The 16,708-nt window shown below is 64.0% G+C and carries 10 protein-coding genes; 5 read left to right on the plus strand and 5 right to left on the minus strand.

Translation table 11 applies throughout. The features are described from left to right. Nucleotides 1-7: 7 nt before the first annotated feature. The 4 genes from ACNFHO_RS02950 to ACNFHO_RS02965 form a co-directional block, all read right to left on the minus strand. Nucleotides 8-1,477: a carbohydrate porin gene (locus tag ACNFHO_RS02950; RefSeq protein ID WP_416765153.1), complete on the minus strand. Its 1,470-nt coding sequence runs from the start codon at nt 1,475-1,477 to the stop codon at nt 8-10. A gap of 86 nt (nt 1,478-1,563) precedes the next feature. Then, complete coding sequence (locus tag ACNFHO_RS02955; RefSeq protein WP_416765155.1) at nt 1,564-1,923, minus strand: RidA family protein; 360 nt, start codon at nt 1,921-1,923, stop codon at nt 1,564-1,566. Nucleotides 1,924-2,033: 110 nt separating this feature from the next. Continuing rightward, nucleotides 2,034-3,029 carry a dipeptidase gene (locus ACNFHO_RS02960; RefSeq protein ID WP_416765157.1) on the minus strand — a complete coding sequence of 332 codons (996 nt, stop codon included), beginning with the start codon at nt 3,027-3,029 and terminating at the stop codon, nt 2,034-2,036. A gap of 2 nt (nt 3,030-3,031) precedes the next feature. After that, nucleotides 3,032-4,684 carry a serine hydrolase domain-containing protein gene (locus ACNFHO_RS02965; protein WP_416765159.1) on the minus strand — a complete coding sequence of 551 codons (1,653 nt, stop codon included), beginning with the start codon at nt 4,682-4,684 and terminating at the stop codon, nt 3,032-3,034. Between the two features lie 189 nt (nt 4,685-4,873). Here ACNFHO_RS02965 and ACNFHO_RS02970 point away from each other — a divergent pair, with 189 nt between their 5' ends. The 4 genes from ACNFHO_RS02970 (at nt 4,874) to ACNFHO_RS02985 (ending at nt 10,231) form a co-directional block, all read left to right on the plus strand. Beyond that, nucleotides 4,874-5,584, plus strand: a complete 711-nt coding sequence (locus tag ACNFHO_RS02970; protein ID WP_416765161.1) for a helix-turn-helix domain-containing protein — start codon at nt 4,874-4,876, stop codon at nt 5,582-5,584. 86 nt (nt 5,585-5,670) lie between these two features. Continuing rightward, the gene (locus ACNFHO_RS02975; protein WP_416765163.1) at nt 5,671-6,810 is read left to right on the plus strand and encodes an NAD(P)/FAD-dependent oxidoreductase; all 1,140 of its coding nucleotides are present in this window, start codon (nt 5,671-5,673) and stop codon (nt 6,808-6,810) included. Nucleotides 6,811-6,864: 54 nt separating this feature from the next. Further along, complete coding sequence (locus tag ACNFHO_RS02980; protein WP_416765165.1) at nt 6,865-8,205, plus strand: serine hydrolase domain-containing protein; 1,341 nt, start codon at nt 6,865-6,867, stop codon at nt 8,203-8,205. Nucleotides 8,206-8,227: 22 nt separating this feature from the next. Next, entirely contained in the window at nt 8,228-10,231 is a 2,004-nt protein-coding gene (locus tag ACNFHO_RS02985) for a S9 family peptidase (RefSeq protein ID WP_416765166.1), read from the plus strand. A 178-nt stretch (nt 10,232-10,409) separates the two neighbouring features. Here ACNFHO_RS02985 and metH read toward each other — a convergent pair whose 3' ends face one another. Continuing rightward, entirely contained in the window at nt 10,410-14,117 is a 3,708-nt protein-coding gene (gene metH, locus ACNFHO_RS02990; protein ID WP_416765168.1) for a methionine synthase, read from the minus strand. A gap of 173 nt (nt 14,118-14,290) precedes the next feature. On the opposite strand from metH, the gene ACNFHO_RS02995 reads away from it, so the two are divergent. Continuing rightward, nucleotides 14,291-16,591: a fatty acid cis/trans isomerase gene (locus tag ACNFHO_RS02995; protein WP_112898424.1), complete on the plus strand. Its 2,301-nt coding sequence runs from the start codon at nt 14,291-14,293 to the stop codon at nt 16,589-16,591. Nucleotides 16,592-16,708: the final 117 nt, after the last annotated feature.

Raw genomic sequence — 16,708 nt, forward strand, 5'->3', positions numbered from 1 at the left:
GAGCGGCTTAGAACACCAGCACCAGCGTCATGTTGGCATTGAGCGAACTGTCGAGCTTGGGCGCGAAGGTTGGATTGTCGGTATGGATCAGGGCCGATTGCAGGTAAATCCCCTGGCTGATCCGGTAGGCGTACGACAGCGAGATGCTGCTCGAGGCCTTCGCGTAGTCGATATCAGCGTCTGCCGCATTGCGCCGTGCCCAACTGCTGTACTGGTTCTTGGAAACGCCCAGCGCGAACAGGTCGTACGGACGCGAATCGAACGGCCCGAGGCTGTAGATCGAGGCGCCGAAGGCGCCGGGCAGGTAGTTGACGTTTTCCCGGCCCTGGTTGACGTAGGCGTTCATGTACCAGCCCTTGTAGGGCAACATTGAGTCCGGTTGAGTGAGCTGCACATCCCCCACGGCGTAGGCGCCGTAGTTGTTATTGGTCTTGTTCGGATCATCCAGGCGGGTGTAGTCGGAGTCGTTGTAGGCCACACCGGTACGCAGCCAGACCTTCTTCTGCGAAGGCGCGGACTCGACGCGATAACCGACTTCGTTCAGGACGATGGTCTTGGCGCCTTTCACCTTGAACTTCAAGCCATAGCGGTTTTCATCCGCGTCGGGAAACAAGCCTTGCGGGCTGATACTGCGTGCCACGCCGGCATGGTAGTAGTAGCGTTTGTCTTCGCTGTACAGGCGCACGTCGACCGCAGGCGAAGGCTTGAAACCCAAGGCTCCGACTTGTGCCAGCAGGCCGCTGCTCGGGCCCAGCGTCGAGGCGGCGATGTTGTTGCCCAGCAAGGTCCCGTAGAACTGGTTGGCCAGCGCGAAGTAACCTGCCTGAATGATGACGCGGTCGTCATACAGCGGTACGCGTGCGGAAAACTGGCTGATGAAGGCTTCGCGCAGTCCATCGCCGCGGAAACTGTTGTAGTTGAAGGAGCCGCCCAGCGTGAACAGGGAGCCCGCCGGTAGCCCGTGTCTCTCCAGGTCGTGAGTGAGCAGCAACGAACCGGTCGTGGTGTAGGAGGGTTTCTGACCGCTATAGACCTGCTTGCCACCATCGTGGCCTTTCAGGTCGTAGGTCAGGCCGTTGGTGTAGATCAACTGAGCGTTCCACCCTGCCTCGTAAAGGGCTTCACGAAGCCCGCCCAACTCTGGACTGATCGATTCGCAGTTGGACGGGAAGGGTGCTTCGGAACCTTTGTGGTTGTAGCGATCGTATTTCAGACAGGCAGGCGTTTCCGGCGCGGCTGCATTCTGGGCATCAGCGGCCTCGGCGGCTGGCGCGACGAGCGATGTTTCCTCGGTGGTCTGGGGATCGGCAGCGTAAGCAGCCGGGCCAATGAGCAACACCGAAACGAGCAAATACAGAAACAGGCACAAGCCTGAGTATTGAAGCCCCTTGCGTGCAGACGTGAGTACGCGCGAGCGCGATGTTTGCCGGGTGGTGGCGCCTGACGCGAAGGATGAATGCACGATGACCTGTTTCATCTGATTTCCTTTCTTGTTGTTCGAGAGTCACGCTCAAGGGCTGCTCAGCCCAATGTGGCGACCGTAGATACGGTCGCCGAGTGCATTCAGACTTCACTCACCGCAGCGGTGACGACAATCTCCACCTTGATTTCCGGGATCGCCAGACGGGCTTCGACTGTCGCGCGCGGTGGCGCATGGCCGGCGGGCACCCAGGCGTCCCAGGCTGCGTTCATCGCGGCAAAATCAGTGATATCGGCCAGGAAGATCTCGGCCCGCAGGATCTTGGACTTGTCTGTGCCCACGCGGGCCAACAGCGCATCGATGGCGTGCAGAACCTGTGTGGTCTGGCCTTGCACGTCGGCACTCAGGTCTGAGGGAATCTGCCCGGCGAGGTAGGCCACGCCCTTGTGAATGGCGATCTGGGAGATGCGTGGGTCGACGTCGATACGTTCTATTTTGCTCATGACATGCCTCTGGTTGAAGTAACGGGGGGCGGATCGCCGGGGTACTCAGGGCACAGTTGCCCCTGCCCAGGCGGGCCGACGGTGTCATCGGGTAGCGCGTGCTGTAGCCGCTAGTCGCGCCAGACCTGCTCGGCCATGCGCAGCCAGTTGCCGCCGAATACGGCCGCAAGGTCGGCTTCGCTCATGCCGTGCGTGGCCAGTTCGTTGGCCAGTGCCGGTAGCTCGGCAGGCGACAGCATGTCCATGCCGGCGCTGTAGCCCAGGTGCGGGGGGAATTTGTCCGGGTTCGCGGCGAGGAAGGCATCGACCTCCTGGCGGTCGTGGATGAAGTCCAGTCCGATGCCGACATGCTCGATCCCGACCAGCTCGGCGACATACAGCACATGCCGCGCCACATTGCTCGGGGAGGCGTCATTGCCGCCGAGGAACAGGCCAATGCCGTTGATGCCGATGACCCCGCCACGTGCCGCGCAGGCGCGGATCAGGTCGTCAGGGATATTGCGCGGGTGTTGGAACAGCGCGCGAGGGTTCGAGTGCGAGAAGATCAGCGGGGAGGGCGAGGCGTCGATGGCCTGGCGAGCGGTGCGGTAGCCGGTGTGCGAACAGCAACCGATCATGCCGACACGGGCCATTTCCTCAAGCATCGCGCGGCCGAAATCGCTCAGGCCTGGATCATCGTCCTGGCAGCCGCCGCCGGCGCGGTTGTTCTGGTTGTAGGCCAGCAGCATCCAGCGCACGCCCAGGTCGCGGTACAACTCGATCAGGCTGAGCTGGTCGCCGATGGCGTTGGCCCCTTCGATGTCGAAGCCCACCGCCAGTTGCCCGGCCTCCCGGGCGGCATGGATGTCGGCGACCGAACGGATCAGCCGGTACTGGGCGGGGCGTGCGGCCAGCCAGGCACGCAGGCTGGCAAGCATGCGCAGGTGCGCTTCGATCGAATCGTCGCCGAAGCCGACATTCAACATCACGACGTCGGTACCGTTGCGGTGATGCCACTGGAGCTGGTCGAGAAAACTGTGGTCGTGTGGACGCAGTGGCATGCAGACGTGGTTGTCCCATACCAGCATCGAGGACAGCGAAGGCGCTTGTTGTTCTTGTGCGTTCATCGTCAGCCGTTCCGTTGGAAGTGCAGATGCCGAGTGCGCAGGGTGTCGAGGGAGAAACCCGTGACGCGGCCTTCTTGTCGTTCGAGGTTGATGATCCCGAACAGCGACAGCGCCGGGACTTGTGATGTCATGCTGAACACCTCAGTACTGAGGGCTTCGAGCGGCATGACCGAGACTCCCAGCGCACCGTGGACATGCAGGTTCAAGGTATGACCGTCGAAGCGCACCCAGGCATCGGCGTCCAGGTCGAGGCAATGGTAGTGCCCCAGCAGTGCTGCCCCCGCTTGCGCCACTGATGGCGGCGGCTCCGGCAGACGTTCGAACACTGCGGCCTGGCCACCTTCACTGAAGGTGAGTGAGGCGGGGGCTTGCTGGCGGTCGGCCAGTTGCCCGACCGGCACGCTCAAGGGGCCTACGGCCAGCGTCTGGAAGCCGATGCACAGCGCATCCCCGCTGTCGGCCAGCGGAAGCGCGGGGCTGTTCAGGAACGACAGCCCCAGGGTGCCGCCTGCATCGTCGAAAGCGATGACGCGGCCGTCGCCCGGTGCGTGGTAGCGGGTGCCCACCAGCGCCTGGAAGCGTTCGGTGGAAGGCTTGCTGGCAGGCGGGCCGAGAGCGTCGCCGAGCAACAGATCCACGATCTGGTTGGCCAGTGCGATGGGGTTGACCAGTGCACCGTTGGTCATGATCACCACATCGAGTTCGTGGCTTGGCACGGTGAGTATCTGCGAAGAGCCACCGATCACGCCGCCGGCATGATGGATCACCTCGACGCCGCGATAATCGTGGCGCATGAGCCCCAGGGCGTAGGGCAGGGTCGTGCCGTTTTCAAGCGTTGCCAGTGTCGTCATCTGTGCCCAGGTGGCGGCGCTGCCGAGGGTTTTCGGGTTACGCAGGTGAGCGAGCCACAGCAGCATGTCGTCGAGCGTGGAGATTATCCCGCCTTCGCCGAGCACCTCTTCGCTGGGGAAGATGCCGCGTTGCCAGCGACCATCGGCCTGCGCCAGGTGCAGCGTCGCCATGGCGCGGTGGATCTGCAGGTCGCTCGGTGCCAGTGCGGTGTCGAGCATGCCCAAGGGCGTGAAGATGCGTGTTTGCAGGAACTGCTCGAATGGCATGCCGCTGGCCCGGGCGATCACCTGCGACAGCAGGTGGTAGCCGCTGTTGCAGTAAAGCGCTGACGTGCCCGGTGTGAAGTTCGCGGTGCTCTGGCGCAGCTGCATGGCCAGCCCGAAACCTTCAGGTTGTATAGCCATGCCGTTGGCGATGAAGCCCAGGTCGAGATGGCAGCGATAGCCGCCGGTATGTGTCATCAGTTGGCGCAGGCTGGGCTCGGTGTCGAGCGGTGGCAGTTCGGGAAGGTGGCGGCGCACGCTGGCATCGAGGTCGAGCTTGCCGTCTTCGGCCAGCAGTAGTGCAGCCAGGCAGGTGAAGTGCTTGCTGCTCGAGCCGATGCGCATGCGGGTGCCTGGCGTATTGGCCACACCCAGCTCGACACTGGCCAGGCCAAAACCACGGCGATAGAGCGTTTTGCCGCGCTGGGCGACACCTGCGACCAGGCCTGGTGCATCACTGCGGTTTACCGCCTGGAACAACGCGTCCAATGCAGCGGTGCCGGAATTGCCTGCGACGGCCGGGGAAGAAATCTCAGTCATTCGGACTCCTTGTTGGAGAACACGTCTGTCAGTGCGATTGGATAATCCCTGTGAGCGACCGCTGATGCCTGCCAGGTGACTGCATTGTAGCAACTAATTTTCCAAAACGGAAAATAAATTTCAGAAAAGTACATTCCCCAAGGCTGATTTTATTTGGGGGAATGAAATACGCCTGCTACAGTTCGCGCCATGAAGAAGACGACCGATCCCACTCAAGACAACCGCAACGGCAACCCGGGCGCGACGATCCGGGCGCTGCGCCGCAACGCGGACATTACGCTCGCCCAACTGAGCGCCAAGACCGGCATGGCCGCCTCGACCCTGTCGAAGCTGGAGGCCGGCCACATCTCCCTTTCGTTCGACAAGCTGATGACCATCAGTCGTGGCCTGGGCGTCGACATGACCGAGCTGCTCGGCGCCCCGCCGCCAGCTCCGGCGCCCGCCGCGGTGGTACCGCCGAGCAATCTCGGGCGCCGGGTGGTGCAGCGTGCCGGTGAAGGGCAGCAGGTGCAGACCCGCAGCTACAGCCAGACCTATCTTGCCACGGAACTGCTGCACAAGAAGATGACGCCGATGGTCGTCGAGGTGCACGCCCGGACCATGGAAGAATTCCTGGCCGAGTTCGGCGACTTCATCCGCCATCCTGGCGAGGAGTTCATCTACATCATCGAAGGCGAAGTGGACTTCCACACTGACCTCTATGCGCCCGTGCGTCTGTCGGCAGGCGATACGCTCTATTTCGACAGCGAAATGGGGCACGCCTACCTCAAGGCCAGCGACGCACCTTGCCGCATCGTTGCCGCGGCAGCGCCACGTGGCGCTGCGGAGCCGATGATCGATACCTTCGTCTCGCTCTCCGAGAAGCAGGACAAGCCACGGCTGCCAGTGCGCAAGAAATGACAAATATTTCCAAAATGGAAATTTAATTTCCAAATTGACGGTTTTGTTTCGTATAGTCGGCCCATCTCAACCAATGGGTGGCAGCGATGAGTCAAGTGAGGGAAGTTGATTTCGTGGTGATCGGCGCCGGTATCGCCGGGGCGTCGGCGGCAGCGCAGCTCGCCGCGCGAGGGGCGGTGCTGCTGGTCGAGGCCGAGGAGCATCCGGGTTACCACTCCACCGGCCGTTCGGCGGCGCTGATTTCGGAAATCTATGGCAACGAGGTGGTGCGCCGCCTGACCCGTGCCAGCCGAGGCTTCCTCTTCGAACCTCCTGCAGGCTTTGCCCCGACTGCGCTGGTGACGCCGCGAGACACCCTGTTCTTCGGCACGCCCGAGCAACTTGAGCTGCTACAGCGGTTGCGCGAAGAGCCCGAGGTGGCCGCCAGAACCCAGGTGCTGTCGCCCGAGCAGGCGCGTCAGCGGGTGCCGGCATTCCTTCCCGACTACCTGGGCGGCGCCGTGTTGGAAACCGGTTCGGCGGATATCGACGTCGATGCGCTGCATCAGGGCTTCCTGCGCCAGGCCCGTGCGCTGGGTGCCGAGATCCTGACCAATGTGCGGGTGCAGGCGCTTTCCCGTGTCGACGGTCGCTGGCACCTGGACACCCCCGCAGGGCGTTTCAGCGCACCCGTGGTGGTCAACGCCGCAGGCGCCTGGGGCGACGAAGTAGCGCGTATCGCCGGTGTCGCACCACTGGGCTTGCAGCCCAAGCGCCGCACGGCAGCGCTCATCGACGTGCCGTCCGGGCTGGATGCTACGCATTGGCCTGCCGCCATCGCCATCGACGAGCAGTTCTACTTCAAGCCCGATGCCGGCCTGCTACTGATCTCGCCTGCCGATGAGTCCGACTCACCGCCCTGCGACGCGCAGCCTGAAGAGCTGGATGTGGCCATCGCCGTGGACCGCTTCGAGCAGGCCACCGGCGCGCAGGTCCGGCGTATCGCCAACAGTTGGGCCGGGCTGCGGGTGTTCAGCCCGGACCGCACGCCGGTGGCAGGCTTCGATCCCTTCGCCGAGGGCTTCTTCTGGCTGGTCGGCCAGGGCGGTTACGGTATCCAGACCGCTGTGGCACTGGGCCGGCTGACGGCTGCGCTGTGCACCCGCAGCGCACTGCCGCAAGATCTCATCGACATCGGCCTGGACGCGCAAATGCTCTCGCCAGCGCGCTTTGGCGTCGCGATCTGAAACTTCACGCTCCACAACTACAAATCCGAGCAACAGACTCGAGGAGACACTGAAATGACCATCGATTTTGCCAGCGTCATCGCTGAGCTCACACAAAGCGGCGAGGTGACCGGCGCATCCTTCGCCTATTGGGATGGCGAGCAGATGCACCAGGTCGTGGGTGGCCTGCGCAACAGTGTGTCCGGTGACCCGGTGACGCTCGACACCTTGATGCACATCGGCTCGATCACCAAGGTGATCAATGCCACCCTGTTCATGCAACTGGTCGACGACGGCCTGATCGATCTCGACGACCCGGTGATCAAGCACTTGCCCGAGCTACGCCTGGGCGATCCGCAAGCGCTGCCGCGGATCACCTGTCGCATGCTTATCAACCACACCAATGGCATCGATTATGACTGCCCGGCCTATCGCGACTTCGACGAACAGCGCATCGTCGAGGCCATCGAAGATTGCGCAACCAAGACCCAGTTGCATGCACCCGGTGAAGCGACTGCCTACTCGAACATTGGCACCGTCATCGCGGGCTACATCACCCAGAAGCTGCGCGGCGAGGGATGGTACAGCCTGGTCAAGTCGCGAATCTTCGAGCCCCTGGGCCTTGAGCATTCGCTGGCCGATATCACCGAACTGCCGCGGTTCCGGGTCAGTGTCGGCGATCAGGTGGACGGCTTCGGCAAGCTGGTGCAGAGCACCAGGCCGTTCCTGCCGTTGAGCTTCGGCCCGGCCGGCGCCACGGTGATGATGACCGCCACCGACCTGGTGACCTTTGCCCGCGCGCTGATCAACGGTGGAGTGGGCGTCAACGGTACGCGCATCCTCTCGCAAGACAGTGCCGCGCTCATGGCGCAGGAGACCACCGGGTTCCTGTCTCCGCACACCTGGCGCATAGGGTTGGGGTGGATGCTGCTGTCGGGCGGCGTGCTGTTCCATGGCGGTGGCGGTCCGGGGGTTTCCTCGGTGCTCTATGCGCACCCCGAGAGCGGCAGGGTGTTCGCGCTGCTGACCAACTGCTCCCGATACGGAGCGTTCGACGCCCGTCTGGTGGAGCCGATGCTCGAAAGCTGGGGCTGGACGTCCGAGCCACTGGCGCCGATCCCGGGTGCCATCGATGCCACTCCCTACGAGGGCGCCTTCGAGAGCCAGCTGATCCGCTTCGATGTCTATACCGAGGGTGAGCAGCTGTTCGCCAGGATGGCGCCAAGGCAGGATCTTTATGAAACCGACAACGCCCAAGGTACGGTCTTTGCTCTGGAGCGGGTGGGCGATCACCTGTTCCAGATGAGCGTGAACGGTGTGCCGCATGCCTTCCCCCTGGCCTTCGTCGACCCGGACAGCAACGGAAAGATGCAGCGCCTGGGTTCGATGGTGCGAATCTTCAACCGGGTGTCCTGATTTCGATTCCAAGGGGAAGATGATGCAGACGGATTTTCGCGACCATCATTCGTTCATCGAAGCCGAGCGACTGACCCGTGCCTGGTTGCGTCCGGGCAGTGGCGAAGCGTCGAGCCTGAGTCAGTTGATGGTCAGCCCCGACGGCGCCATGGCCGTTGCCACAGCCGTGGTGTGCGAGGCGCTGCAAGGATTGCCAACGACCCGGCTCGCCCTTGTGGACCTGGTTACGGGTGCCATCAAGGTTGTCACCCAGGGGCCGGGTTCGGACAGCAGTCCCCAATGGTCGCCGGACGGCCACTCGATTGCCTACCTGTCGGACCGCGAGCAGGCGCATGTGAACCAGCTGCGTATGCTCGATGTGAAAACCCTTCACGACAAGGCCGGCCCGCGCCTCGATGGGGTGCTGGAGTCGCTGCAGTGGTCGGCTGATGGCCGGTCGCTGCTGCTTTGCGTCGCAGGCTTCGGCTCGGACCTTGCGGGCGCGCAGGGGGCTACTGCGGTGGCCCGCGGGCGGGGTGCCGACGCTGACTGGGTGCCCAGTGTCGAAGGCGCCCCCGAGGCCTCGCCCTGGCGCAGTGCGTGGATTCATGACGTCGCCTCGGGCAGCGTGCAGCAGCTCACCTTGCCTGGCGTCAATGTCTGGCAGGCGAGTTGGGCCGGGCCTGATCATATCGTCGCGATCTGCTCGGACCTTCCGGAGGAAACCTGGTGGTACACGGCCGATGTGCGCCTGATCGCGGTGGCCGATGGCGGCGTGCGCAGGCTGTTCAAGCCTGACGACCAGCTCAACTGCGCCGTGGCCACACCCTCGGGCAGCACCATTGCCGTGATCGAGGCGGTCTGCAGCGACCGCAATCTCGTGGCCGGTGATCTGCGCCTGATCGACGTCGCCAGCGGCGTGGTCACCCAGGCGTCGACCCTCGATGCGGACGTGACTCAACTGATCTGGCGTGATGAACATCGGCTGCTGTTCGCTGCGGGGCAGGGGCCCGATTTCGTCGCGGGGATATACGACCGCCGATCTGGTGTAGCCCGCGAGCTGTGGCGCGACAGCCATCGGCAGCCCCATGGTGCGATCTTTTCGGAGCTCGCGCCGCTTGGTCGACAGCCGGAGGACTTTCTCTGTCTCGTCGAATCCTTTCTGGAGGCGCCCACGCTGCTGGCGTTCGAGGCGGGCAGGGAACGTGCCATTCGTCGCTTCGGCGCGCCGGGGCTTGATGAGCAGGTGCGGGCGCTCGGCGCATCGGTGCGCGACTTCGTCTGGACGGCGCCGGACCGGCTGGCACTGCATGGCTGGCTGCTCCTGCCCAAGGGGAACGGCCCGCACCCGGTGATCATGCAGGTGCATGGCGGGCCGGTCTGGTATGTCAGGCCGCAGTACATCGCAAGATCGGCGCTGCAGCGCATGGCGCTGGCTGCGGGGTATGCGTTGTTCCTGCCCAACCCGCGCGGCTCGAGCGGTCGCGGGCAGGCCTTCGCACGGCGGGTGTTCGGTGACATGGGGGGCGCCGACACCTACGACTACCTGTCGGGCCTGGATGAGCTCATGGCGCAGGGCCTGATCGATCCGGCGCGTATCGGGGTCATGGGCAACAGCTATGGCGGCTATATCACCTCCTGGCTCATTACCCAGGACCAGCGTTTTGCCGCAGCGGTCCCTATGTCGCCGGTCACCGACTGGGTCAGCCAGCACCTGACCTGCAATGTGCCGACCTTCTGCGAGCTGTTTCTAGGCGACACGCTGAGCGACCCCCAGGGGCAATATTTCACGCGCAGCCCGATTCACCACGCAGGCCGGGTCAGGACACCAACGCTGCACGTCTGTGGGGCCCTGGACAAGATCACCCCGGCGGGGCAAGCCCTGGAGTTTCATCGGGCATTGCAGGGCCTGGGCGAGGTCGAGAGCGTGCTGCTGACCTATCCGCAAGAAGGGCATGGCGTGCGCTACATGCCCGCGGTGTTTGATTTTACGGCGCGGGTGATGGCGTGGTTCGGCAGGCATATGCCGGGGGCCAAGGCAGGTTGAACCGCCAGGGCTGAACCCACAGACCGGCTCGCCCCTACAGGGGGCCGAGCCGGCTTGTCCTCAAGTTACACCTTCGCCATCCAGCGCAACAGCAGGCAATCGGGATACTTCGGCTCACCTGGTGGCGACCGCCCGCGTCGCCGGGGCGAAATGGCACCGGCAGTCTGGGGCGGTTGGCTTAGCCTTCGTAGCCCAGATTCGGCGCCAGCCAGCGCTCGCTCACGCTGACATCCTGGCCTTTGCGGGCGCTGTAGCTGTCGATCTGGTCCTTCTCCACCTTGCCAACGGCAAAGTACTGCGCCTGCGGATGGGCGAAGTACCAGCCGCTGACCGCCGCCGCCGGGAACATCGCGAAGTGCTCGGTGAGGAACACGCCGCTGGGGCCGGTTTCGCCGATGGCCGTGCCATCGAGCAGGCGGAACAGGGTCTCTTTCTCGGTGTGATCCGGGCACGCTGGATAGCCCGGAGCAGGGCGGATGCCGCTGTACTGCTCCTTGATCAGCGCATCGTTGTCCAGTTGCTCGTCCTTGGCATAACCCCAGTAGTCCTTGCGCACCCGCTCGTGCAGCCATTCGGCGCAGGCCTCGGCCAGGCGGTCGGCCAGCGCCTTGACCATGATCGAGCTGTAGTCGTCGCCCTTGTCCTGGTAGGCCTTGGCCACTTCCTCGGCACCGATGCCGGCGGTGGTGATGAACCCGCCCACATAGTCGCTGATGCCACTGTCCTTCGGTGCGACGAAGTCGGCCAGCGACCAGTTCGGCTTGCCGTCGGGCTTGATGGTCTGCTGGCGCAGGTGGTGCAGGGTGGCCAGCGGCTTGCCGTCGTCGCCATAGACTTCGATGTCATCATGCGCGACCTGGTTGGCCGGCCAGAAACCGAACACCGCGCGGGCGCTGATGAGTTTTTCACTGATCAGCTTCTCGAGCATGTCGCAGGCGTCCTGGTACAGCGCGGTAGCCGCTTCGCCGACCACCTCGTCGGTGAGGATGCGCGGGAACTTGCCCGCCAGGTCCCAGGAGATGAAGAACGGTGTCCAGTCGATGTACTTGGCCAGTTCGCGCAGGTCGATGTCCTCCAGCACCTTGACGCCGGTGAAGGAGGGCACTGCTGCCTGGTAGTTGGCCCAGTCGTACTGCGGCTTGGCGGCGATCGCCTGCGCATAGCTCAGACGCTCGGTGCGGGCGCTGCGGTTGGCGGTGCGCTCGCGCACTTCCACGTACTCCTGGCGGGTCTTCTCGACGAAGCCAGGCTTGAGCTCCTTGGACAGCAATTGCGTGGCCACGCCCACGGCGCGCGAGGCGTCGGTGACGTAGATCACCGCGTCGTTGGCGTACTTGGGTTCGATCTTCACCGCGGTGTGCGCCTTGGAGGTGGTGGCGCCGCCGATCATCAAGGGCAGGTGGAAGTCCTGGCGCTGCATCTCGCGGGCGACGTGGACCATCTCGTCCAGCGACGGGGTGATCAGGCCGGACAGGCCGATGATGTCGCAATTCTGCTCGCGGGCGGTCTGCAGGATCTTCTCGGCCGGGACCATCACGCCCATGTCGACGATGTCGTAGCCGTTGCAGCCCAGCACCACGCCGACGATGTTCTTGCCGATGTCGTGCACGTCGCCCTTGACCGTGGCCATGAGGATCTTGCCCTTGGCTTCGGGCTTGTCGCCTTTTTCGGCCTCGATGAACGGGATCAGGTGGGCCACCGCCTGCTTCATCACCCGCGCGGACTTGACCACTTGCGGCAGGAACATCTTGCCCGCGCCGAACAGGTCGCCGACCACGTTCATGCCGCTCATCAGCGGGCCTTCGATGACTTCGATGGGGCGCGCCGCTTGCTGGCGGCACTCCTCGGTGTCTTCGACGATGTAGGCGGTGATGCCCTTGACCAGCGCGTGTTCCAGGCGCTTGTCCACGGGCATCGAGCGCCACTCTTCGTTTTCCACTTCCTTCGCCGCGCCGCCACCCTTGTAGTCGTCGGCGATGGCCAGCAGGGCGTCAGTGCCTTCGGGGGTGCGGTTGAGCACCACGTCCTCGACCTTCTCGCGCAGTGCCGGCGGGATCTCGTCGTAGATCTCCAGCTGGCCGGCGTTGACGATACCCATGGTCAGGCCGTTCTGGATGGCGTGGTAGAGGAACACCGAGTGGATCGCCTCGCGCACCGGGTTATTGCCACGGAACGAGAACGACACGTTGGACACGCCGCCGCTGGACAGCGCGTAGGGCAGGTGGTCACGGATGTAGGCGCACGCCTCGATGAAGTCGACGGCGTAGTTGTTGTGTTCCTCGATGCCGGTGGCGACGGCGAAGATGTTCGGGTCGAAGATGATGTCTTCGGGCGGGAAGCCCACTTCGTTGACCAGGATGTCGTAGCTGCGCTGGCAGATCTCTTTCTTGCGTGCCGCGGTGTCGGCCTGGCCGACCTCGTCGAAGGCCATCACCACCACGGCGGCGCCGTAGCGCTTGCACAGCCGGGCGTGGTGCTTGAACTGCTCGACGCCTTCCTTCATGGAGATCGAGTTGACGATGCCCTTGCCCTGGATGCACTTCAGGCCCGCTTCGATCACCTCCCACTTGGAGGAGTCGATCATGATCGGTACGCGCGAGATGTCCGGCTCGCCCGCGATCAGGTTGAGGAAGCGGACCATGGCGGCCTGGGAGTCGAGCATCCCTTCGTCCATGTTGATGTCGATCACCTGTGCGCCGGCCTCGACCTGCTGCAGGGCGACCTCCAGGGCTTCGGTGTAGTTTTCCTCGCGGATCAGCCGGGCGAACTTGGCGGAACCTGTGATGTTGGTGCGCTCGCCGACGTTGACGAACAGCGACTGGCGATCGATGGTGAACGGTTCCAGGCCCGACAGGCGGCAAGCCTTGGGAATGTCCGGAATGGCGCGCGGCGGGTACTTGGCCACGGCCTCGGCGATGGCCTTGATATGCGGCGGGGTAGTACCGCAGCAACCGCCGATGATGTTGAGGAAACCGCTGGCAGCGAACTCCTCGACCACGGCGGCCATTTCTGCCGGGGTTTCGTCATATTCGCCGAAGGCGTTGGGCAAGCCGGCGTTGGGGTGCGCTGACACGTGGGTGCCGGCCTTGGTCGACAGTTCTTCCAGGTACGGACGCAGGTCCTTGGCACCCAAGGCGCAGTTCAGGCCGACCGAGATCGGGTTGGCATGGCGCACCGAGTTCCAGAAGGCTTCGGTGGTCTGGCCCGACAGGGTGCGGCCGGAGGCGTCGGTGATGGTGCCGGAGATCATGATCGGCAGTTCGATGCCGTCATCCTCGAACACCTGCTGCACGGCGAAGATCGCCGCCTTGGCGTTGAGGGTGTCGAAGATGGTCTCGATCAGGATCAGGTCGGCGCCGCCTTCGATCAGGCCGCGCGTGGCCTCGATGTAGTTTTCCACCAGCTCGTCGAAGGTGACGTTGCGGTAGCCCGGGTCGTTGACGTCCGGGGAAATGGAGCAGGTGCGGCTGGTCGGGCCGAGCACGCCGGCGACGAAGCGCGGGCGGTCGGGGGTTTCGAGCGTCTTGGCGTCGGCCACCTGGCGGGCGATGCGCGCGCCCTCGACGTTGAGCTCGTACACCAGCGCTTCCATGCCGTAGTCGGCCTGGGAAATCTGCGTGGCGTTGAAGGTGTTGGTCTCGAGAATATCGGCGCCGGCGTCCAGGTAGGCCTTCTCGATGGCGGCGATGACATCGGGCTGGGTGAGCAGCAGCAGGTCGTTGTTGCCCTTAACATCGCTTGGCCAATCGGCGAAGCGCGTGCCACGATAGTCGTCTTCCTCGAGGCGGTAGCTCTGGATCATAGTACCCATGCCGCCGTCGAGAATCAGGATGCGCTCCTTGAGGGCATGCTGGAGTGCTTGGAGACGAGCGCTGCGGTCGGACATGAGAACTACCTGGTCGGACAAATAACGGAAGTGCGGAATAATAACAAAGCTGCACGGATTTTAGGCGCATCGCCCGGTCTCATGAATTTGATTCATGTTGGTGGTGCCAAGGCTCAGTCCCAGGGACAGAAAGGCAAATCGTGACAGCTATCAAGAACCAGGACATTCGGCACATGGTGCATCGTTTTATCGTTGCCATCTTCGCCCTGCTCGTCAGCGGCGCAGCATTGGCGCAGGCCCCTCAATCGAGCTCGGCCATCTCTTATACCCGTGACATCCAGCCGATCTTCACCCAGAAGTGCGTGGCCTGCCACGCCTGCAACGACGCCGCCTGCCAGCTCAACCTGGGCAGCGCAGAAGGTGCCGAGCGCGGCGCCTCCAAGGTGCCGGTGTACCAGGGCGAGCGCAGCCAGGCGGTCGCCACCACGCGATTGTTCTATGACGCGCAGAATGAAGAGGGCTGGCGCAAGAAGGGCTTCTACTCGGTGCTCGACAACCAGGGCAGCCAGGCCGCGCTGATGGCGCGCATGCTCGAACTGGGCCACAAGACGCCGCTCACGCCTAACGCCAAGCTGCCCGAGGAGATCGTCCTGGGCCTGAACCGCAACAACATGTGCCCGCTGCCGCACGAGTTCGACGCCTATGCCGGTGCGCACCCGAAAGAGGGCATGCCGCTGGCGGTTACCGGGCTGACCGACCAGGAATATTCGACCCTGCAGCGTTGGCTGGCGGCCGGTGCACCGGTCGAGTACCAGCCGATCCAGCCAAGCCCCAGCGAAGCGAAGCAGATCGCCGACTGGGAAGCTCTGCTCAACCGTCCGGGCTCCACCGAGGCGCTGGTCGGGCGCTGGCTGTACGAGCATTTGTTCCTGGCGCACATCTATTTCGTCGGCGGCGAGCAGGGGCACTTCTTCCAGTGGGTCCGCTCGCGCACGCCCAGTGGCCAGCCGGTCGACGTGATCGCCACGCGCCGCCCCAACGACCCGCCGGGCAATGATTTCTACTACCGGTTGATCCCGGTGCAGGGCGTGATCGTGCACAAGACGCACATCACCTACCCGATGGGGCCGCAGAAGCTCAAGCGGGTCAAGCAGCTGTTCTACAGCGGCGACTGGCGCGCCACCTCGCTGCCGGGCTATGGCCCGCAGCGCCGGGCCAACCCGTTCGAGACCTTCGAGGCGATCCCGGCGGTGGCGCGCTACCAGTTCATGCTCGACAACGCCGAGTACTTCGTGCGCACCTTCATCCGTGGCCCGGTGTGCCGCGGGCAGATCGCCACTGACGTGATCCGCGACAACTTCTGGGCGCTGTTCCAGGAGCCGGCCCATGACCGCTACGTCACCGATGCTGCCTACCGCGGCCAGGCCACGCCGTTGCTGGCCATGCCGGGGCAGATCGACGATGTCGGCAGCGTGCTGAGCCTGTGGCGTGCCTACCGCGACAAGCGCAACGACTACGAGACCCTGCGCCGCGAGGCCTACGCCGAAATGCCAGCGCCGAGCTGGTCGACGCTGTGGGCAGGCAACGACAACGCCTTGCTCAGCATCTTCCGTCACTTCGACAGCGCCTCGGTGAGCAAGGGGCTGATCGGTGACGTGCCGTTGACCATCTGGCTGTTCGACTACCCACTGCTGGAGCGCACCTACTACCAACTGGCGGTCAACTTCGATGTGTACGGGAATGTCTCGCACCAGTTGCAGACGCGCCTGTACTTCGACCTGATCCGCAACGGCGCCGAGGTCAACTTCCTGCGCCTGATGCCGGCCAATAAACGCGGCGCGATCCTCAGCGACTGGTACCAGAACAGCGGCAAGGTGAAGATGTGGCTCGACTACACCGACATCGACACCGATACCCCAAGCGCCCTGCAACTGAACGAGCACAATGCCACGCGCGACTTCGGCCTCAAGCTGCTGCAACGCACCGGCAGCCTGAACGCAGCGCCCGATCCGATCAACCGTTGCACCGGTGCCTACTGCTCGCGACCACAGATGAACGAAGAGTTTCGTGATGTGGAGCAGAGCCTGAGCCGCCTGGTGTCGCGTCCGGCGGCAGGGCTCAAGGTGATCGGCCAACTGCCCGAGGCGACCATGCTGCGCATCGAAGGGCAGGGCGGTCAGCGTCAGGTCTACAGCCTGTTGCGCAACCGCGCGCACAGCAACGTCGCCTTCCTGCTGGGCGAGGCCTATCGCTACCAGCCGGGGCTGGACACCCTGACCCTGTATCCGGGCGTGCTCAGCAGCTACCCGAACTTCATCTTCAACATTCCGGCCAGTGACGTACCGGAGTTCGTCGAGGACATGGAGGCTGCGCGTGACGACCAGGGCAAGTTCGAGCGTATCGTCGAGCGTTGGGGCGTGCGCCGCAGCCACCCGCAGTTCTGGCGGTACTTCCACGACCTGAACACCTACATCAAGGAGACCGAGCCGGTGGAGGCGGGCGTGCTGGACATGAACCGCTACGAGAACCTCTGATCGATTGCCGGGAAAGGCGTCCGACCTTTCCCGGCTTTCTGCGGTCGGACCTGTGGGTGGCCCCGGCGATGCGTTGCAGCCCATCGCGTGACAAGCTCGCTCCCACAGGCGGGAGCA

Origin of the sequence: Pseudomonas sp. NY15374 (assembly GCF_048068255.1) — a bacterium.
GTDB lineage: Bacteria > Pseudomonadota > Gammaproteobacteria > Pseudomonadales > Pseudomonadaceae > Aquipseudomonas > Aquipseudomonas machongensis.